The 21920-nt window shown below is 32.9% G+C and carries 16 protein-coding genes; 10 read left to right on the top strand and 6 right to left on the bottom strand.

Annotated features, from left to right (window positions below; genetic code table 11):
• Window positions 1–74: 74 nt before the first annotated feature.
• The 3 genes from FT986_RS12450 (at window position 75) to FT986_RS12440 (ending at window position 4745) form a co-directional block, all read left to right on the top strand.
• Window positions 75–1940, top strand: coding sequence for an ABC-F family ATP-binding cassette domain-containing protein (locus FT986_RS12450; protein WP_147865335.1), 1866 nt, complete (start codon window positions 75–77; stop codon window positions 1938–1940).
• Between the two features lie 640 nt (window positions 1941–2580).
• Window positions 2581–3351, top strand: coding sequence for an O-methyltransferase (locus FT986_RS12445; RefSeq protein ID WP_147865334.1), 771 nt, complete (start codon window positions 2581–2583; stop codon window positions 3349–3351).
• Between the two features lie 206 nt (window positions 3352–3557).
• On the top strand, window positions 3558–4745 hold the full coding sequence (locus tag FT986_RS12440) for an LETM1-related biofilm-associated protein (RefSeq protein WP_147865333.1): 1188 nt from the start codon (window positions 3558–3560) through the stop codon (window positions 4743–4745).
• Here the strand turns inward: FT986_RS12440 and FT986_RS12435 are convergent, their stop codons facing one another.
• The 3 genes from FT986_RS12435 to FT986_RS12425 are packed head-to-tail and all read right to left on the bottom strand — an operon-like array spanning window position 4746 to window position 7190.
• A complete protein-coding gene (locus FT986_RS12435) occupies window positions 4746–5504 on the bottom strand; it encodes a LytTR family DNA-binding domain-containing protein (RefSeq protein ID WP_147865332.1) in 759 nt (252 codons plus the stop codon).
• Between the two features lie 11 nt (window positions 5505–5515).
• Window positions 5516–5824 carry a 2TM domain-containing protein gene (locus FT986_RS12430; protein ID WP_147865331.1) on the bottom strand — a complete coding sequence of 103 codons (309 nt, stop codon included), beginning with the start codon at window positions 5822–5824 and terminating at the stop codon, window positions 5516–5518.
• Between the two features lie 10 nt (window positions 5825–5834).
• Complete coding sequence (locus tag FT986_RS12425; protein ID WP_147865330.1) at window positions 5835–7190, bottom strand: 2TM domain-containing protein; 1356 nt, start codon at window positions 7188–7190, stop codon at window positions 5835–5837.
• Between the two features lie 295 nt (window positions 7191–7485).
• Here FT986_RS12425 and FT986_RS12420 point away from each other — a divergent pair, with 295 nt between their 5' ends.
• From FT986_RS12420 to FT986_RS12410, 3 genes are all read left to right on the top strand, one after another.
• The gene (locus FT986_RS12420; protein WP_147865329.1) at window positions 7486–10185 is read left to right on the top strand and encodes a choice-of-anchor I family protein; all 2700 of its coding nucleotides are present in this window, start codon (window positions 7486–7488) and stop codon (window positions 10183–10185) included.
• Between the two features lie 235 nt (window positions 10186–10420).
• On the top strand, window positions 10421–10879 hold the full coding sequence (locus FT986_RS12415) for a hypothetical protein (RefSeq protein WP_147865328.1): 459 nt from the start codon (window positions 10421–10423) through the stop codon (window positions 10877–10879).
• Window positions 10880–11296, top strand: coding sequence for a hypothetical protein (locus FT986_RS12410; protein WP_147865327.1), 417 nt, complete (start codon window positions 10880–10882; stop codon window positions 11294–11296).
• Here the strand turns inward: FT986_RS12410 and FT986_RS12405 are convergent.
• Complete coding sequence (locus tag FT986_RS12405; protein ID WP_147865326.1) at window positions 11289–12590, bottom strand: NAD(P)/FAD-dependent oxidoreductase; 1302 nt, start codon at window positions 12588–12590, stop codon at window positions 11289–11291. The genes FT986_RS12410 and FT986_RS12405 overlap by 8 nt on opposite strands.
• A gap of 121 nt (window positions 12591–12711) precedes the next feature.
• Here FT986_RS12405 and FT986_RS12400 point away from each other — a divergent pair, with 121 nt between their 5' ends.
• The 4 genes from FT986_RS12400 (at window position 12712) to FT986_RS12385 (ending at window position 18109) form a co-directional block, all read left to right on the top strand.
• Window positions 12712–13206: an RNA polymerase sigma factor gene (locus FT986_RS12400; protein ID WP_147865325.1), complete on the top strand. Its 495-nt coding sequence runs from the start codon at window positions 12712–12714 to the stop codon at window positions 13204–13206.
• Between the two features lie 3 nt (window positions 13207–13209).
• On the top strand, window positions 13210–13827 hold the full coding sequence (locus FT986_RS12395) for a hypothetical protein (protein WP_147865324.1): 618 nt from the start codon (window positions 13210–13212) through the stop codon (window positions 13825–13827).
• A 94-nt stretch (window positions 13828–13921) separates the two neighbouring features.
• Window positions 13922–16837 (top strand): PEP/pyruvate-binding domain-containing protein, encoded by a 2916-nt coding sequence (locus tag FT986_RS12390; protein WP_147865323.1) that lies wholly within the window; start codon window positions 13922–13924, stop codon window positions 16835–16837.
• 3 nt (window positions 16838–16840) lie between these two features.
• On the top strand, window positions 16841–18109 hold the full coding sequence (locus tag FT986_RS12385; protein WP_147865322.1) for a serine hydrolase: 1269 nt from the start codon (window positions 16841–16843) through the stop codon (window positions 18107–18109).
• Here FT986_RS12385 and FT986_RS12380 read toward each other — a convergent pair.
• Together FT986_RS12380 and FT986_RS12375 are read right to left on the bottom strand one after the other, a co-directional pair.
• Window positions 18106–20922 (bottom strand): Npt1/Npt2 family nucleotide transporter, encoded by a 2817-nt coding sequence (locus FT986_RS12380; RefSeq protein ID WP_147865321.1) that lies wholly within the window; start codon window positions 20920–20922, stop codon window positions 18106–18108. The two genes, FT986_RS12385 and FT986_RS12380, sit on opposite strands and share 4 nt — an antisense overlap.
• 9 nt (window positions 20923–20931) lie before the next feature.
• Window positions 20932–21858, bottom strand: coding sequence for a serine hydrolase (locus tag FT986_RS12375; RefSeq protein ID WP_147865320.1), 927 nt, complete (start codon window positions 21856–21858; stop codon window positions 20932–20934).
• Window positions 21859–21920: the final 62 nt, after the last annotated feature.

Raw genomic sequence — 21920 nt, 5'->3', positions numbered from 1 at the left:
TAAGACCTAATAATAAAACCTAAACCTAAAATACTCAGTATTTTCTTGTTAATTTGCAACAAAAATCAAAAGCCTTGAATTACGCATCTATCGAGAACATCGCCAAAGCATTTGGCGAACGCATTTTATTTAAAGATCTATCCTTCGGAATCAATCAAGGACAGAAAATTGCGCTTATTGCTAAAAATGGAACTGGGAAAACTTCCCTTCTAAATATATTGTCTCAAGCCGAACTTCCTGATGAAGGAAAAGTAGTTTATCGTAAAGATATTAAGGTAGCGTTTTTGCCGCAGGAACCCAACCTGGATCCGAAACTCACGGTAGAGCAAGTGGTATTTGCATCCGACAATGAAGTGCTTCGTATTATTGAGCAATATGAAAAAGCGCTCAACAATCCTGAAGATACGGATGCTTATCAAAAAGCTTTCGATTTGATGGAAGCCAAACAAGCCTGGGATTTTGAAACAGAATACAAACAGATTTTATCTAAACTAAAATTAGAAGACCTTCACCAATCGGTGTCTAAACTTTCGGGAGGGCAAAAAAAGCGATTGGCATTAGCCACTGTTCTTCTAGATAAACCTGACTTGCTAATTCTTGATGAGCCTACCAACCACTTAGATTTAGAAATGATTGAGTGGCTCGAAGATTTCTTTAAAAAACAAAACTTTACCCTTTTTATGGTCACTCACGATCGGTATTTTTTAGAACGGGTGTGTAATGAAATTATCGAATTAGAAGACGGGCAGCTTTACACCTATAAAGGAAATTACAGTTATTACCTAGATAAAAAAGAAGCGCGCGTAGAAGTTGAAAAAACCAATACCGACAAAGCTAAACAGCTCTATAAAAAAGAGCTCGACTGGATGCGTCGCCAACCCAAAGCGCGAACTACCAAATCTAAATCGAGAATTGACGATTTTGCCGATATTAAAGCCAATGCTCACAAACGACGTAATGAACACGAAGTACAGCTCGAGCTTAATATGGAACGTATGGGAAATAAGATCGTGGAACTCCATAAGATTTCTAAGAGCTTTGACGGAAAGGTATTATTAGATCAATTTAACTATAATTTTCAACCCGGAGAACGACTGGGAATTATCGGTAAAAACGGAACAGGTAAATCGACTTTTCTTAATATTCTTACCGGAAATTTAAAAGCGGATAGCGGAAAAATCACCATTGGAGAAACCGTGAAATTTGGGTATTACACCCAAAAAGGAATTCGCATTAAAGAAGGTCAAAAAGTAATTGAGGTCATTCGTGAATTTGGAGAATATATTCCTTTAAAAAAGGGAAGGCAAATTTCTGCTGCTCAGTTGCTAGAACGCTTTTTATTTGATAGAAAGAAGCAATATGATTACGTAGAGAAACTAAGCGGTGGAGAGCGCAAACGTTTATATTTATGTACCATTCTTATTCAGAATCCTAACTTTTTAATTCTCGATGAGCCAACCAACGATTTAGATATTGTAACCCTCAATGTCTTGGAAAGTTTTCTTTTAGATTATCCTGGTTGCTTGTTGGTGGTTTCTCACGACCGTTACTTTATGGATAAGATTGTAGATCACTTATTTGTTTTTAGAGGCCATGGAGAAGTAGAAGATTTTCCTGGAAATTATAGCGATTTTAGAGTCTATGATAGTAGTACTAGTCCAGTTACTGAAAAGACAAAAGCAAATTCTAAAAGCGATTGGAAAGCCACCACCGCCGATGCACAACTCAGTTATAACGAGCAGAAAGAATTTAAGCGCATTGAAAAAGATTTACCTCAACTAGAGCGTAAAAAAGAGACTTTGCAAGAGGAGTTTTTACAAGAATTAACCGAAGAACAGATCAAAGAAAAATCTATAGCCTTACAAAAAATCATCGATGAGATTGATCAAAAAACCGAACGCTGGTTTGAACTTTCAGCGATTATGGAAGGAGAGGATTAATTTCTATTGTCATTTCGAAGAAGGCATGAATGAGAAAGCTGCTTAATAAAAATTGTAACCTGTCATTTCGAAAGAGGAACGATTGAGAAATCTGTTTAAACAGGAGTTCGAATTTTTAAAAGATATTTCAACTCCGCTGCGCTGCGCTCAATATGACAGTAAGCGATTGTCATTCCGACAAGTTTGTCATTTCGAAGAAGGCATGAATGAGAAAGCTGCTTAATAAAAATTGTAACCTGTCATTTCGAAGGAGACACGACTGAGAAATCTGTTTAAACAGGAGTTCGAATTTTTAAAAGATATTTCTACTCCGCTGCGCTGCGCTCAATATGACAGTAAGCGATTGTCATTTCGACAAGTTTGTCATTTCGAAGAAGGAACGACTGAGAAATCTGTTTAAACAAGAGTTAGAATTTTAAAAGATATTTCTACTCCGCTGCGCTGCACTCAATATGACAGGTAGCGATTGTCACTTCGAAAGAGGAACGATTGAGAAATCTACTTTAACAGGGGTTAGAATTTTTAAGAAAATCACCACTTCTTCCTATCTATCTCAGACTATATAAAAATTACAGCATACAAATTTTTTAAAAGATAAACTATAATCTCTATTTTTACGCACTCTTGAGATTTGAAAGCCTTGAAGCACTTACTTAAATCATATCCGAATTTTTGGTGGAAAAGCTCCAATCAACATGGGGTACACTCTCCTTTTGTGTATCAACTAGTCACTTTATGTTTTTATGATAAGAAGAAGTACAACTCCTATCCTATTTTAAAAAAATTCCGTCAAGAAATTTTGAATGATCAGCAGTCTATCCAAGTAAAAGATCTGGGTGCAGGATCTCAGGTGTTTTATGAGGATAAAAGAAAAATCGCTGCCATTGCTAAAAATGCTGGAACTACTTTAAAACGGAGTAAATTTCTAAATCGGTTAACGCATTATTTTCAGATGAATACTGCTGTAGAATTAGGAACTTCTGTAGGAATGGGCGCTGCTAGTATCGCATGCAATAATCCTGTCGAACTTTATACCATAGAAGGCTGTTCCCAGACCGCAGCAGTAGCCAAAACATACTTTCAAAAACACCAACTAACCAACATTCAAGTAGCGGTAGGTGACTTTAAAGAACAAATTCCTAACATTCCTTTTCAAAAAATAGATTTAGCCTTTATTGACGGTCACCATAGCAAAGAGGCGACCCTTGAATATTTTGAAGCTTTATTGCCCTTAATTCACAATGAAACCGTATTTATCTTTGATGACATCTACTGGTCTAGCGGAATGCAAGAAGCTTGGGAAGAAATTAAAAAGCACCCAAAAGTTAAAGTAAGTATCGATACATTTTTTTGGGGATTGGTATTCTTTAGAAAAGAACAGGAAAAAGAACATTTTAAAATAAGGTTATAATTATATTCAAAAGGCCCTTCAATTTCTTGAAGGGCCTTTCTCAACTAACAAAAAAACTTGAAAAAAACTAATCTAAAATTTCATAGCAATTTTTTTAAAATCTTTGACTAATCTATTTTTATAACTCGCTTTCAAATACTTACGAAATAATTATAGGTTTGGTTTTTAAATTTGATAAAATTTTATATTTGTCCTAAAATTTCTCAATGAACCCATCGGCCTCTGGTTGGATTAAAAAACACCTTCGTCACTTAAATAAGGACAAAACGCTTCTTAATTTTTCAGAACATCAATTTTATCACCAACTTAGAGCTAGTGGTTTTATTTACGCAAACAGTATTAAGAGTATATCCCATTTAGAAAATAGCAACTTTAAATATACTACAGAAGAGCTAACAAAAATTAATATATTAGACTCCTTACTTTTTATATTCAAACAAAAAAACCCTCAAACTTCATTAGAAGAGGCTATAGAAACTATTATATTATTTTATACTCACTTAGAAAAGAAAAGCACATCACCTTTTAGTTTTCTAAAATTGAAAATTTCTTCTGAAGAAAAGTTAGAAAAAATTCTGCAAGAAAGAATACAGATTAATAATTCTATTATTAAAAAGAATTTTAGTCACCTCATTACAAATGCTTTACTTTTTATAGATATTCTGGCTTTTCAGGAGTTTTTAAGATCTAAAAAAAATATTCATCTTTATTTACAAGAGTTTGAGTATCTGGTGGCGAGTATTGTCTATCAATCATTTAAATCTAAAAAGGAAACTACTAAATATGATAATTTAATACTTCAGGTTTTAAAAAGTTCGTTCAGGTTTCATAAGCTAGAAATCACAAAAGAATATAGTTTTAATGCACAACTTACCAATGATGTATTGGAGAAGTATTACCTCATCGATTTAGCTTGCATAACGGCTTATAATGATGAAAAAATTGAAAAAGAAGAGATTAAATTTATAAAAAATTTAGGGGACCAATTTCAATTAGAAAGAAATATTATTGATACTTCATTAGTAGAAATGACTTCTTTCTTTACGGAATTTAAAAACCAAATTACTTACTTTCAACATTCTCATGCCCTCAATAATCTATACAAGAACACCCATAGAATGGTTAGGCTATTGGTGCTTAGAAATAAAAATAGACTGTTACGAGAATTATTTGAAAGTAAAGAGCTAGTGATTCTACTCTCTAAGTCTACACATAAAAACTTAACCGATGAAGAACGTATAAAAGTAAAGAGTCAATTATTAGATATTTGCAAATCTATACCTTCCCTAGCGATATTTATTCTGCCTGGCGGAAGTGTTTTACTCCCCATTTTAATTAAATTTATACCTCAATTATTACCATCTGCTTTTAATGAAAATAGATTAGAAGATTAATTATTGCGCCAACCAATTTTTAAAATCCTTTACTCTTTCTCTACTCACAATAACTTTATTATCTTCAAATTTTTTCAGCTTTAGCTGAACACGACTATTAGTATAACTCAGCATATCTTCAATGGCATTAATATGCACGAAATACTTTCTGCTAATTCTATAGAAAAAGTCGGGATCTAATTCTTCTTCTAAGTTTTCTAAGGTATAATCTACCAAATAGTTTCTCCCCGATGTAGTTTGCAAATAAGTTCCTTTATTTTCGCTATAAAAACAAGCTATTTCATCTACGGGAAACATTTTTAAATGCTGACCTATCTTGGTTATAAATCTCCTTTTATAGACTTTTTGCTGTGGAACCGAGAGGATTTTTTGTAATTCCGTTAAGGGAAAATTCTCGTATGATTTTTGCTTATATTTTTTTAAAAACTTATTGTAGGCGTGTTCTAATTCCTCTTGGTCTATAGGTTTTAATAAATAATCTACACTATTTAATTTAAATGCTTTCAAAGCATATTCATCATAAGCAGTAGTAAATATAATAGCGCTTTCTAGACTTATTTCTTCAAAAATCTCGAAGGATAAACCATCACTTAATTGGATATCTAAAAATATAAGATCTGGGTGAGGGTTAGTAAGCAACCAAGAAATAGCACTATTTACTGAATGTAGTACCGTAATAACCTCTACTTCAATTTTAGCCAGCATTCTTTGCAGTCTGCGTGCTGAAGGTTTTTCGTCTTCAATTATAATTATATTCATATTCCGTTATTTTACTCCCATCTTTGATGTGGCTCTTCTTCTCCTTCTTCTTGCATATACTGAGCAATCTTTTTACGTTCCCAATTTTTATTAAAAAAAGGATTTATTCTAAACGCACTGGCTGCATTAAATAGTAGTCCTACTCCCCAACCTGCTGCAGGCCACAAAACCCAAGGATATGCTTCAAAGCCATGCCTAAAATTTAAAAAAGCTAAAAAGCCAATGACTACAATATATGTGAATAGATGCACATAAAAGTCTTTCATCTCTTTTACTCTTTTCTTTGCTTCGTAGTAACGTAATTCTTTTCTTGTTTCCATCTTTTATAAATTATAAGTTTTTAAAATCATCTTCTTCCATATATTTTCTAATTTTTCGCTGTTCCCAGTCTTTTCCAAATAATGGATTATAATTAAAGACTTCCATATAGTGAAAAAACAATCCTAGTCCCCAACCTGTGGCTGCAAATAAAAACCAAGGAATCTGAAGTCCGCTACTAAACCAATTCACAAAAAACAGAAAAGGTATAATAATGCAGTATGCGGTTAAATTTCCATAAAAGCCTTTTTCTGCTTTTACACGTTCTTGTGCTCGTTCTAATTTTTCTTGATTTGTCATATCTTCATAAGATTTAATAGGTTCTTTAATAATTTCTACTCTTTTGGTTAGCATAGGCAGTTTTACAATAAAAAACGACTTAGTAGCTTCTATATGCATTTTTCTAGAGGTCAATAGAGCATACCGCTGTTGAATATTTTGTAAACCAAAACCAGAGCTTTTACCTAATATATTTTTTTTCTGTAAATTATTTTTTACGATTAAAAAGCCTTTTTCTTCATAAATAGAAATCTCTAAAGGCTGATCTTGTGAGACAACATTATGCTTTACCGCATTCTCTAACAATAGCTGAAGAGATAGAGGTACAATTTTAGCCTCAGGGTTTAAAATTTCACTGGTTATATGAAATTGAATACTATCTTCAAAACGCATTTCTAAAAGACCTATATAGCGTTTAGCAAAACTAAGCTCCTCTCCTACTTCTACTAATTCTTTGTTTTTTTGTTCCAACACGTATCTATAAACTTTAGATAACGAGGTGGTAAAATCTTGTGCTGCGTGAGGGTTTTCATCGATAAGCGAGGTAAGCACATTTAAACTATTGAACAAAAAATGCGGATCTAATTGATTCTTTAAAGCATCAAATTTTGCTGATGCTGTTCCTGCAATTAACTTTTGCTCGGTTACCTTACTATCTTGTATAGCTTTATAAAAATAAAAAGCATGTAAAAATAGCGTAACGATAGTGGTAAGCAAAAAAGGAAATAAGTAATAAGATGCTTTTTCTTCGGTTAAAAATTTATTTAAACTATAATGCTGCTCTATAACGACTACGTGTAAAACTCTACAAATAAAATAGGCTAATACCGTAAGTAATATAGATCCCAATACACCGTATACAAACCTAGATTTACTTTGTACTTTCCAGTCGAGTTTTCCGTCAAGGAAAATAAAATAAGCAAAATTCACTAAGGTAAGCGTACAAGTGTACAAAACCGTGATCAAAATATCTTTCCAATTAGTGATCACAGCAATATCAAAACCACTAAAAATAAAATCCATTAACACTATAAATAGACTAACGACTATTGTAATTCTAAATAATATTTTGATATGTTTTAAACTCATGGTTTTCATTAATTATAGAGCAAATATCTTCTAAAAGGATTGATCTTTAAAAAAGAAGTGACTCAATTGTAACATTTAAGGTACGAATTGTAATCTTTATTTCTAATGGGAAATAAATTCATATCAAAGACAAGCTTTGTTAAGCCTAAACAAAATTAAAGTTTCCAAACTGTAAGTAAGTAGCTCTTACGCTAGGATGTACACCTAAAAGTAAATTATAGATAACTTTAAATTTAACTCCTCTTATGATCTAATCTCTAATTTTGCTTTACAATTAAAACCAAAAACTTTACTCATGAAAAAAACTTACTTAAGCATTTTAATAGCGCTTATTTCAATTACTTCTTTCGCTCAAGAAGCCTTAATTACGGGTTATGTAGACTCTCCGTGTAGTGGAGCAAATGGAAGAGTGTTAGAAATCTATGTAAATGGAACTATCGACTTCACAGGTTGGAACGTTCAACGTCAATCTAATGGTGGAGGCTACTCTACCAACATAGATTTGAGCTCTCTTGCTACTAAAAGCGACGAATTTGTTTACCTAACTAATGATCAAGTCATTTTAACCGCAGAATTTGGAATTACCGCCAATGTTATAGAAAGTTCTGTAATTAGTTCTAACGGTAATGATGCTTTTCAAATTATAGACAACAATTCTGTTGTTATCGATCGCTTTGGAGAAGAAAATGTAGACGGAGGTGGAACTGCTTGGGAGCACTTAGATTCTTATTATTTAAGAAATAACAGTTCTACTGCAAATGCAGGAAGTTTTGATGTAAACAACTGGACGTTTGGAGCATTAAACAGTTTAGACGGTGAAGGTTTATGTAATTCTTCAAGTGCATTGAGTACAATAGTTAGCTTAGGTAGTTTTACACCAGTAGTAACTACCGTTGCCGAAATAGAATTTGACGAAGCATACATTAGCGCCGTTGAAGGTTCTGGAACTGCTACCTTAACCGTAAATATTTCTGAATTACCAAACGCAGACGCTAGTATAGACGTTGCTATTTTAGTAAATGAAAGTACAGCTATAGACAATCAACATTATACGTATACCAATGAGACATTAACTTTTACCACGACGGGAAATTTATCTCAAACCATTACCATAAATGTTCCTGATAACACTGATGCAGAAGCAGATACTTTTTTAGCTTTAGAGTTAACAAATCCGGTAAACGCAAATCTAGGAGAGGATAACCTAAGTGTAGTTTATATTTTAGATAACGAAGCGCACGCACCAATTGCTACGAATAGCTTAGACATAAATTTTGCAACAAGCTATGCGATTACAGGACCTAATCCAGGTTCAGAAATTGTTGCTCACGATGCTATTACAGAACGTTTATTTGTGATGAATAGCGGTAATGCTTCTGTAGAGATTTTAGATTTTAGTAATCCGCTAAATATCACTTCTATTTCGACTATAGATTTATCTTCTTATGGTGACAATAGTACAAGTGTTGCAGTTCATAATGGACTTGTAGCTGCTACAGCAGTTCCTGATGACAAAAACCTTAACGGAAAAGTTGTTTTTATGGATACCAATGGTGTTATCATTACTTCTTTAGAAGTAGGTTCATTACCTGATATGATTACCTTTTCTCCTGATGGAAGTATGTTATTGGTGGCCAATGAAGGGGAACCAAATTCTGATTACACCATAGACCCTGAAGGAACTATTTCTATTATAGATTTAAGCATTGCAACGGCTAATCTTACACAAGCCAATGTAACTACGCTTAACTTTAATGCTTTCGACACTCAAGAAACACAACTTAAAGCAGACGGAGTTAGAATATTTGGACCTAATGCTACTGTATCTCAAGATTTAGAGCCAGAGTATATTACCGTATCAGAGGATAATACCAAAGCTTGGGTAAGTTTACAAGAGAATAACGCTATAGCTGTAGTAGATTTAACAACTATGCAAATTACTAATATTTTACCATTAGGATTAAAAGATCATAGCTTACCAAACAATGCATTAGATACTTCTAACGAGCAAGATTTTATCTTTATGGCAAACTGGCCAATAAAAGGAATGTATATGCCAGATGCTATTGCCAGTTATTCAGTTAATGGGAATACATATGTTGTGACAGCAAATGAAGGAGATGCTAGAGAATATGACACTTTTGAAGAAGAAGTTAATATAGAAGATATTGTTTTAGATGCAAGTGTATTCCCGAATCAAGATTTCTTACAATTAGATGAAAACTTAGGTAAAATTAAAATAACATCAGAGTTTGGAGATATTGATAATGATGGAGAATATGAAGAAATTCACGTATTTGGTGGAAGATCTTTTAGTATCTATGACGCTACAACAGGAACTCAAGTTTACGATAGCGGATCTGATTTTGAGCGTATCATTGCCGAAGATCCTGTTTACAATGCAATTTTCAATGCTACAGATGATGAAAATGAATTAAAAAACCGAAGTGACAATAAAGGACCAGAACCAGAAGCGGTAATCGTTCAAGAAATTGATGGTACATTTTATGCTTTTATTGCATTAGAACGAGTAGGCGGGTTTATGGTTTACGATATTACCAATCCAAATACTCCAGTTTTTGAAGGTTATTTTAATAATAGAAGCGTAACTCCAGGAGAAGATGACTTGGCAAATCTAGGGGATTTAGCTCCCGAAAGTATTGTATACATAGCACCCGAAAATAATGCTGAGAACAAAGGGCTCATCGTTATTGCCAATGAGGTAAGTGCAACTATTAGTGTTTATACTTTAGAGAATAACGTTTTAACCACTGAAAGTTTTGAAATGGATAATAGCTTTGTTATTTATCCAAACCCAGCAACCTCTTCTAGAGTATTTTTTGCACAACCTACCACCTATGAGTTATATGATATTCAAGGAAGAAAAATAAAGGCTGCACAAAACTCAACTTTTATAAATGTTGACGGTTTAAATGCAGGAACATACATCGTTAAAAATGATGGAGGACAAACTCAAAAATTAATCATCAAATAATACTTCAAAAAAAATTAGCCAATATTTTTTGATCATAAGAATCCACCGATTAATTTCGGTGGATTTTTTTATTGGGTATTGTAATTCAAAACACTCATCTTTGTAGTTATAACCAAACAATTATTTCATTACATCTTCTTATAAAACATATCTTTCTACCGCACCGTTACTGGTTATCTATGTGATTCACCTTCTTTTTTTATATTTTATTATCACAGAAGAAAAAAATCATATTTTGGCAAGTACTTTAACCATGCTTATCACCTTGTTGATTTCAGTAGGCTATTTATACTTATTTCAGAAAAATAAAAAATTGAAATTTAAAGATGCTTACCTTATCGTTGCTGTTGTGTTTGGAGCTTTAAGTACTGCTTTTCTAAACATAGAAATGCAATTAGGAGCAGTAATAAGTTCGGCTGCAGTAGGTGTTTTAGGTAGTTTTTTTCCTGAAAATTTTCCTACCAAACATAAGGGTATATCAATTCGTACAGCTATTTACTGTGGTTCATTTATAGGTATGGGAAGTATTCTTGTTAATAACCATTACCTTTTTATAGCTTTCGCCGGATTAATTAGCGGGATCTATTTTTGCATTACCTCAAATTGGTTAAATGGTTTTGGAGGTAAATTAGGAACTTTGGCATTTGTAGGTGTAGCTGTTGCGTATTTTTTAACCTATATATTCTTCAACTAAATGGAAATAATAATTTTTATCCTAGTCGGAGTTTTAGGTGCTACATTTCCTTATTATCTTCATAGAAAATTTAATGTAGAACCCGTTAAAGCTTCGGCTTTGCCTAGTTTAATCGTGGGGTTGATTTTTTATTTTTCGCCCTCTATATTATCTGAAAGTTTACATTTTCACATTCCTATCCTATTTTTTGGAGCCTCATTTGTGGGGATGGTAAGCAAAAAAATATTACCAAGTTATTTGCAAGTAGCTTGCGCAGGAATCCTTTTCACTATACTTTACCTCAACGCCAGTAGCTTTTTTAATGGATACGGCGGCGGACTTGGAACTGCAGCTTGTATTTCTGTACTAAGCCTTTACGGAATTAAAAAAATAAAAACTTTAATTCGATTTATTTCCGTTAAGAAAAAATCTAATTAACCAAATCTTCGTTTTCTCTTTCCCCTTTAAAAGGTCTAATAATTAGTCTGGCTGCTCTATCAAAGTTAATATAACTGTAGGTCCAATTAAAAAAGGTAACAATCCTGTTTCTAAAACCTACTAAAAACCAAAGATGAACAAACATCCAAATGAACCAAGCAAAAAATCCGCCAAAAGTGGATTTTTTTAAATCGACTACCGCTTTATTTCTACCTATAGTCGCCATGGTTCCTTTATCAAAATAGTCAAAAGGTTCTAACTTTTTCTCCTCTTGAATACGGATTAGGTTTTTTGCTAAATGCTCTCCTTGCTGAATAGCGGGTTGTGCAACCATAGGATGACCTTTAGGATATTTCTCGCTCTGCATAAGCGCTATATCACCAATCGCAAAAATGTTATCATAGCCCTCTATTTGGTTAAATGTATTTACAGTGTAACGATTAGCTTTGTCTACCAATGCACTTGCATTTAACCCTTTTACTGGTGCACCCGTAACTCCAGCACTCCAAATAAAGGTCTTAGACCTTAGGTTATCATTTTTATTCGTTTTTACCACTACCCCATCATACTCTTCCACCATAGTATCAAGATGAATTTGTACTCCCAAATCTTCTAAGAATTTTTTTGCTTTCGCGGAAGCTTTCTCACTCATAGGCGGTAATACTCTGTCGAGGCCTTCTAGGAGATGAATTTTAATTTCTGAAGCTTTTATATCTATATAATCCTTAGGAACTATGTTATTTCTCACCTCAGCAATAGCACCACTTAACTCTACTCCCGTTGGTCCTGCTCCTGCAATTACAAAATTAAGTAAAGCTTCTCGTTCTTCTTTATTAGAAGTAATGGTCGCTTTTTCTAAATTTTGCAAGATCAAACTCCTTATATTTAAAGCTTGTGGAATGGTTTTCATTCCCATTCCATTTTTTTCTATGCTATCATTGCCAAAGTAATTGGTTTTTGATCCTGTCGCAATTACTAAATGGTCGTAGGTTAAATCCCCTATGGTAGAATGTAATGTATTACTTTCGGCATCTATAGAAGTTACTTCGGCTAACCTAAAATACGCATTATCTACAGAAGCTATTAACTTTCGCAAAGGATAAGCTATAGAATCTGGCTCTAAGCTAGAAGTAGAAACTTGATATAATAAGGGTTGAAAAGTATGGTAATTGTGTTTATCAATTAAAACCAATTGAAATTTCTTAGTTTTAATCAGTTTTTTAAGAAGATGAATTCCTGCAAAACCTCCACCAATTATTACTATTCTTGGCTGGTTGTTAATGGGTATATTCATAAGTTAGGTTTGTTACAAATTTACCTTACTAAGAAATAAAACAGATTGCTTTTTAGAATATTTTATCATTCTGTTTGTAACATTTTAGAAATATTAGTACTAATATTCTGTAATTAGAGTAGTGAAAAAAGAAACCGAACATACGTTTGTAAAGTTACTGGAAGAGCATCAAAATATTGTGCACAAGATTTGTCGTATGTACACTTACGATCAAGATTCGCACCATGATCTCTTCCAAGAAATTACGATTCAGCTTTGGAAAGCTTATCCTAAATTTAGAGGAGAAGCTAAATTTAGTACATGGATGTACCGTGTAGCTTTAAATACAGCGATTACACTTTATAGAAAATCGAAACGAAAACCTCAAACGCAAGATATAGAACAATTTAGTTTTAAAATTAAAGCAGAGGAATATGACGATACTACCGAGCAGCAATTAAAAATTATGTATGCTGCTATAAAAGAATTAAACGATATAGATAAAGCATTAGTTTTTCTCTATTTAGAAGGGAAGAATTATAGTGAAATTTCAGAAACTTTAGGTATTTCAGAAGTTAATGCAAGAGTGAAGATGAACAGAGTTAAGAAGAAACTAAAAGATATCTTAAGTGCTTAGATTATGGATGAATTAGATTTATTACGAAAAGATTGGAAAAATCAGGAAGAGAACCTTCCGCATTTTAAGGCAGAGCAACTTTATAAAATGTTGCTTAAAAAATCGTCTTCGATCGTGAAATGGATTTTTATCATTAGCCTTATAGAATTAAGCTTTGGTATTTTAATGAATGTCCTATTTATGGATGATCAATTTTGGAAAGAAGTTGATACTATTCATTTAAAGACTGCTACTATAGTTATATATATTATTAGTTACATCATCACAGGTGCATTTATAGTTATCTTTTACAAAAGGTATAGAAAAATTTCTGCTGCCGATTCTTCCTTTCATTTAATGAAAAACATCTTAAAAACCAGGAGAGTAGTAAAATACTACATCATCTACATCTTAGCATCTTCTGGGATTACTATGATGCTTTTTTATATTTATACACTTAAATATACTCCCGCTATTTCTCAAAATTTAGAAGATACAAGTTGGTTTACAATTATTGGTATAGGTTTAATTTGTATACTAGTACTTCTACTTTTTTTATGGGGAGTTTATTCTTTACTTTACGGAATTCTACTAAAGAAATTATTACGTAACTATAAAGAGTTAAAAAACTTAAACTTTTAACTTTATGATGCTTCAAACATTTCCTTAGTATTGTTTTAACATAACTTATAGTTAGCTTTGGTTCATCTATTTTAGCTAACCATAATGATAAAATATGTTTAAACATCTACTTGTTTGTACGCTAACATTTACCTTACTTTTATTTTCTTTTTCTTCGATAGCTCAAAAAGTTTCTAACGAAGAAATTAAAAGTAGAATAGAAAATTACAAAGAACTCATTCGCGGGCCCTATAAAAAAATTGAGTGGTTTTGCGATGATGGCACACGTAGAGATTCTAAAGACCCTTGTCCAGATAAGATTGGAGGAATTCAGCACGCTAGTTACAAAACTGAAATAGAAGAACTGCACAAAAAAAATCATCTATTCTTTGCTGATATTTTAGCGTATACCGATAAAAGTGATTTTTGGGATGCTTCTCATAATCATTCCAGACTTAAGCAATATGTCTTAAACAAATATCTTAATCGCATAGATGATGGCTGGATTATGCGCAAAGCACAATTTTATAGAGGTTCTGTACAATCTGAAGATGAGAAAGAATGGGGTGTTGATTTCTACAATTGGCTTTTAGCTAATGATAATAGCGTTAAAGAAAATTTTCTATTAATAAAGCAATCTACTTTAGAGATTCCTCATAATGATGAAACTCAACAATCTCAAACCATTAGAACTCTTAGTAAAACCATTGCAGAGGAGTATCCTAAATTTATGGATATTAGAACAAAAATACACGGTCAACCTAGCGCTTCTGATATTCAGCTGGTAGAAAAATTTTCTAATAAGCACGAAGAAGATCTCAAAGACAACTTAAAAAAAGATATAGATTCGCTTACTCAAGCGATGAAGTTATTTTACGCTCCTGTTAATTTATCTAGCTTTAACCAAAAGGCGAATGTTTTACCTAAAAATCATTACTTAAGAAATGAATTAAAGAAATTTGCTTCTACCTCATCAGATTCATTATCAACTCAAGAATTGGTAGAAAATACCGCTAGTTTAATGTGCGATATTAGAAGTCATTTTTTTACGGTTAATAGTTCATCAGACAGGCTGCAAATGTTAGATGCCTTAACCCAATTAGAAAGTATTATTTTTAAGAATGCTTCACAATGGAAACCTCAAACACTTCAGGAGCAAATATATAAAGTTTACGTCTTAGCACAAGCCACTGCAAGTGCTGGTTATATAGAATGGTGGGAATGGAATAATCTAGAGAATAAACTTCAGTTAACTAATAATAAAAATACCACTCTTGAAGAATTAGAAAAAATTGAAAGAGCCGCTAGAAGTCAAGTTGAGTGGAGTGCTTCTTTACTCCAGGCTATTTACCAAGAAGATATTAAAACTTACAGTGGATTTGAACCTAAAATAAATGGTTTTATAGATAACGCTGTACGCTCTTCTATTGCTTTAAAATTGGGGGAATCGGTAAGTGAATTAAGTGATTTTATAAAAAAAGAAGCTCAGCTTTCTAACACCTTATTAGATGCAAAACACCCTAACGATGCTCGCGGACTTAATCCTGGTTATGCTAAAGGAAAACTGGTCATCGTAGAAGATGAACATATAGAAGTAGATCCATATAAAATTTACATCTTCCAAAAGCCCCCATCAGATTTAAAACCCGTTGCCGGAATTGCTACCGTAGCCGAAGGTAATTTGGTTTCTCACGTACAACTTTTAGCACGTAATTTAGGAATACCAAACAGTGTCATTTCTGCAAAAAACTTTGAAGAACTAAAGAAATATGAAGGAAAAGAAGTCTTTTATGCGGTTTCTAGCAAAGGAACAATTGTCTTAAAAGAAGCTAATGACCTGAATAGCGATGAAGAAGATCTTTTTAAAGATAAAACCTCACAAAAGAAAGACTCTAAAATAAATGTTCCTATCGATAAGATTAATCTTCAAAAGAATGATTTGCTTAATCTAACCGAGATTGATGCTAAAAGTTCGGGGATTTATTGCGGACCTAAAGCTGCTAATTTAGGACAACTAAAAGCGATGTTTCCTAATAATGTAGTGAACGGATCTGTTATTCCTTTCGGGATTTTCAAAAGCCATATGAATCAACCTATGCCTTTGCAAAGCGGTTCTTACTGGGATTATTTAAAAGCTACATTCGCTCAAGCGGAAAAAATGAGAGAAAATAATATTAATGAGCAAGAGGTTGAGCAATGTCAACTCGATAGACTTTTACAACTCCGTGAAGCCATTAAAAGTATAAAGCTTCAACCCCAATTTGTGAATAAACTTGAACAAAGCTTTCAACTTAATTTCAATCAGTCATTAGGTGAGATTCCTGTTTTCTTACGTAGTGATACCAATATGGAAGATTTAGGCAACTTTACGGGTGCAGGTTTAAACCTCACGGTTTTCAATGTACGAAGTAAAGAAAAAATCTTACAAGGAATTAGAGATGTATGGGCGTCTCCTTATACTGAAAGGAGTTTTAAATGGAGACAAAAGTACTTGAACAATCCAGAAAATGTTTTCCCTTCCATACTTATTATTCCATCTGTAGATGTAGATTATAGTGGTGTTCTAATTACAAAAGGGATTAGTAATAATAACAGTGATGATTTAACTGTAGCCTTTAGTAAAGGTGCGGGAGGCGCGGTAGATGGGCAATCGGCGGAATCTTGGCTTATAGAAATGCCAAAAGGGATTACCTTATTATCACCTTCGCGAGAAATGAACTATAATAGACTTCCGGTGAACGGAGGATTAGAGCAAAAAACTACAAGTCTTCATAACTCTATTTTATCTGCAAAAAATATCTATCAAATTAGAGAATTTGCAAAAAATATAAGAACTACTATTCCGCAAAAGACAGAAGCTTCTAATACGGGACCTTATGATGTAGAACTAGGTTTTGAAAATGATAAACTTTGGCTTTTTCAAATACGTCCTTTTGTAGAAAATGAAAATGCTTTAAGTTCTGCGTACCTTAATTCTCTGAACCCAGAGATAGATAATACTCAACAAATACCATTAAACACCAAACTATAGTTTATGAATTTTTTCAGTAAAACCAATCTCACATTTTTAATCATCACCACTACTATTGTTGCTGGATTAAACACTTTTTATCCTATAGATGGTTACAAATCCACTAAAATTTCTAGACTAGCTCGTCTTGAAAAGATAAAAAATGACAGTACGCAAACTTTAAACTTGCCTAAAGGTGCTTTACTTCCGCTTAATTGTATCGAATTACAACTTACTAAAAGGAAAGATGATTCTGTAAATACTATTTTAATAGAAGATAAAGCTTTCGCTGAAAAGTTAAAGAAAGTAATTCCTTCTGGAAATTATTCTTTAACCGTCTTAGATATGACCAATCCTGATGATCTAAAATATGCCGAGCATAAAGAATCTACTGGTTACCAACCTGGAAGTGTAGGAAAATTAGCCGTTGTGACTGCTTTATTCACCCAGTTGCAGAATATATGTCCGCAATCTTGGGATGCTCGCACCGCTCTACTAAAAAATAAACGCGTAAGAGCTGGAGATTGGGCAGTGTATGATCATCATACAGTTCCTATCTATGATATTGAAAAAGACAAGTTAACCAAAAGGCAAGTAAAAACAGATGATGTATTTAGTTTATACGAATGGATAGATCATACGATGTCTGTAAGTAATAATGGCGCAGCGAGTGTAGTATGGAGAGAAGCTTTATTGATGGCTGCTTTTCAAGGAGAATATGAGTATCTCACTCAGGAAAAAATAGATGCTTATTTTAAAGATACCCCTAAAAAAGAACTTACATTATTAGCTAACAAAATCGTGAATGAACCGCTTAGAAAAATTGGAATCACAAAAGACGAATGGCGTCTAGGTAGCTTTTTTACCTCTGGAGCCAATAAGTTTGTTGGTGATATTGGCGGTAGCATTGGTACACCTTTAGGTTTAATGAAGTATTTAGTAAGCTTAGAACAAGGAAATTTAATTGACGCCCAATCTAGCCTTGAAATTAAGCGTTTAATGTATATGACCGACAGAAGAATACGATACGCTTATTCCCCAAAGATTAGAGATGCTGCGGTTTATTTTAAATCGGGGAGCTTATATTCTTGTGACCGTTCTAACGGAAAAACTTGCGGAGAATATGCAGGTAATGTTTATAATTATATGAACTCTGTGGCGATTGTTGAACACCCTAACGGAAAAAAATATATGGTTTGTTTAATGACCAATGTGCTTAATAAAAATTCTGCCTACGATCATCAAGCTTTGGCAGGAAGAATAGACGAGGTTATTCAAAAGGAAAGTATTTAATTTTTTAGACTTTCAACGGCTAACGTGGCAAAATTTCGGATACGCACATCATTATCGGTGACCATACGATGGACTAGTTTTAGGTAACTTTTATCTTCTATATGTCTTAGTAAATAAAGAACGGCCAGTTTAATTCTAACATCATTTCCTTTTAGTAGCATTTGAAAACATTTGTATTCACTAGGCACAGTTAGTATTGAAGAGTCAATTTCTTGATTGCTTGCGCTTAAAATAGTATTTTCTACTAGAGGTAATAAGGTGTGCCTTAAGTTGGGTTGTAAGAGTGTATCTAAGAATTCTATCGCGTTAGCTCGCACTTCTTGTTTATCACTTTTAATTCCGTTATAGGCAATAATCACATCTTTAGAATTATATTCTAATTCTAATAAAGTAAATATTTGTTGTAAGCCGTGGTCTAAACGTTTCTCCAGAATTTCTATTAAGCTGTTTCTAGCAGAAAATTCTTCCATTTCACTATCGCTTACTAGCTCTAACTTATATTTTTTAGTGATTTTTTTCTGAAGTTCCATGGCTATCAAAGTATTGTGATACAATTTACACTCTGAAAGAATCAATCTCACCACATCTTTTTTACTGAACTTTAAAGACTTGTTCCTTTCCTTCATTTCTTGTAAAGACCGAGCAGCTTCCAAACGGATAATAATATCTTTATTCCGCAGTAGCGTAAACAACGTATTTACACTTTCTTGATTATTAAATCTAGCTAAAATATTAGGTATAAAACGTTTTGCATTCTCTGAAATCAGGTTATTTTTAAGTCGTTTAAGTAACAATTTTATAACTCCAGAACCGTAAAGATGTAAAGCTTCTTCCGCTTCTTCCCTAAATTCTTTAGTCTCTAAAAAACCTAATAAATCATCTACAAAAATGAGATTTGCACTGTATCCCGCAGCTTCAATAGAAGCCTTAATTACTTCTTGATTCCTGTTATTAAAATGCGCCTTTATAAAAGAGTAATATTTAGGCATACCCGCAAACCCAATTGCTTTTACCAATTCTATAGTTTCTTCAATTCTATGATTGTCGCTTGGTAAATTAACGGCTGTAATTGCAGCTTCTAGCCTATTATCTAAACTGTAGCGTTGAGCTAATTTTTGGTTGTCACGAGATTCTTTCGCCAAGCAAAACAAGGCTGCAGAAGCTATATATTCGTTTTCACTATTAAGGTAAGAGTCAAATAATTTTAAATCATTAATATCTGTATGTGTTAGTAAATACTGCATGGCTGCTAATACTACCTCATCACTTTTAAAATTCACTAATTTCTCTACCTTTTCTACTGCTGTTCCTTTATCGAGTAAGTACAAGTTTCTTATAGCGGCAGCTTTAATTTCTTCTGAAGGATGATCTAATAATAATACTACTGCATCTTTTAGTCGTTTATCTTTAATCTCATCAATCTTACTCAACATATACAATATCTCTGAATCCTCACCTTCCTCAAGAACTTTTAGGATTGTAATATTGGTCGATACGCGATTTCCCTTCTTCTTTTTGCTTAAGTGATGTTTATTGGTAAAATTGATCAAATTTTGTCTGAATGATTGAAAGTAGGTTTTTCTAACTTTATAAATAAAATAGAACCAAACAAGAAGAAGTACTAAAATTAAAATAGATACTTCTACTTCTCCAAAATTCAAGCCTTTAATTACAAAAATCAATAGACAACCTGCAATACCTGTTGCTACGCTGTCTACCACCACATCGATAAATGATTTGGTTTTATTCTTTATATCTGTAGGTACTGGAAGCACCAACATTTCGGAAGCTGCTTTATTGATAGATTGTTTTAAACTTCCGTCAACGGATTTCATTAAAATAACTACCCAGAGTTCTGGAAAGATAATAAAGAGACCTACTGCTACTAGAATTCCCATCGGCAAGAGGATTAATGTGGAGGCTACTCCCCACACTCCTACGATTTTTCTCGTTAAAAAAAGCTGGATAATTAAGGAGGCTAAATTAAAAGTAGAGAACCAAAACCCAAAAAAAGAAGCAAGATCATTGGAATCTGGTATTTGTTTAGAAGCTAAATCGCTAAACTGAAAATCTACTAACCTGGCTGTAATAACACTTACCCCAACAATTCCTGCTATGTAAGTTAAATGTTTTGATTTATAAATAAGCTGAAAAGATGACTCATTGGTAGCGTATGATCGCTGTTTTTGTCTAAAATACCCTAAAGACTTAATTTTTTTTCTCCAGATGTAATGCAACAAAGGAATACAACCTAATAATATCAAGGAAGCAATAACCATAAGATTATCATTTCCTATAGAGGGGGCCAAAAGATTAGTTACATAACCACCAAATATCCCTCCCGTAATTGCTCCTGCGCCAATAAAACCAAATAATCGTTTTGCTTCTCTAATATTGAAAACCAAATTCGCTAATACCCAGAATTGTGATGTCGTTAATAAAGCAAAAATTGCTACCCAAACATAATAGAAGTATAAAAGCTCTGTAGAGAAGTAATCAAAATTGAGGAGAAATTTTAAGGATAAAAATATAGCTGCTGAAACGATTAAAGTTGTCGTTACAATCTTTAAGAGAGAAAACTTCTTTAGTGCTTTATTGTAAAAAAAAGAACTTCCAATGGCAACCAATGCTACTAATAAATAAGCATTTGGTAAAGCATTAGAAGTTAATTTAGATAAAAACAACGCATTAATTGTAGGTTTTACAATTAATAGCGTTGTGATGATTAGGAATATATAGAGTTGCATTAGAAGCGAAATTCTTACTTCGCCACTTCTAATACCAAAACTCTTTTGTAAAAAAACTTTTATCATTTAAGGAAACTATGTGGTCTCCAAAGAACGTGATTTTTTAATTATTTTTTCAATTGGCTCTACTAAATCTCTTATAATTTGTTCTCCGTTAGCATCTTCTATAAGTGCCACAAGAATATACTTTCTTCCGTCTTTCCCCCATACCAAAACAGAATCTGCATGATAGTTTCTCCAAGAACCCGATTTTCTAAATACTCTGGCGTTTGGAGCTATTCTATCTAAAGTATTTACAAATTTGTGATGTAGGTGAGAGTTTTCCATTATATCTAGCATTTGCTTAGATTTTTCTGGAGAAACCAAATTACCCGTTAGCATTTGATAGTAAAATCTACATACTTGTTTTACGGTTGCAGCGTGACTTAAACCTTTTAAAGGATCTGGATTTCTAGCTCCAGAAGCAGCATAACGCTTACCTACCCAAAGGCCTCCACCATCTTCTTTATCGTATAATTTATAAGCCGGACTTTGAAGAACATCGGCTATTTTTTTATACCCTAGACGATCAATCATTCTTGTTGAAGCATGATTATCTGAACGGTTGATCATTGAATTGAGATCTTTTTTTACCTCCTCAGTTTCCTTTAACTCACATTTTTCAATAGCATCCATAGATGCTAATAAAATAGCGATTTTAGGCAGACTTGCGGCATACATCATTTCGGAGCTATTAATTCCTGCATAATGTGCTTCGTAGACATTATTTAAATCAACTACTCCAATAGACATTTTTTTATTGTCTATTAATTTTTTCCATTGAGGGTTACTTAAAATCTCATCTTCCAGCAATACTTGCAACGGAGCTGCAGTTATTTCTTCTAAAGGAATAATTTTTTTAAAGTCGGTAAAAGGAAGAACACTTTGCTGCGCAGATGCAGACAAAGAGGTGAAGAATACAGTTAAAATAAGTAAAATTGGGGCGAAATTTCTTTTTGTCATAAATAAGTATTTCTTTAAATTATTTTCAAAATTAATGAAATGTTTATCATAACCAACTGAAA

The organism is Mesonia sp. K4-1, from assembly GCF_008017825.1.
In the GTDB taxonomy this organism is placed as follows: Bacteria; Bacteroidota; Bacteroidia; order Flavobacteriales; family Flavobacteriaceae; genus Mesonia.
This window is presented reverse-complemented; position numbering and strand designations above follow the sequence as displayed.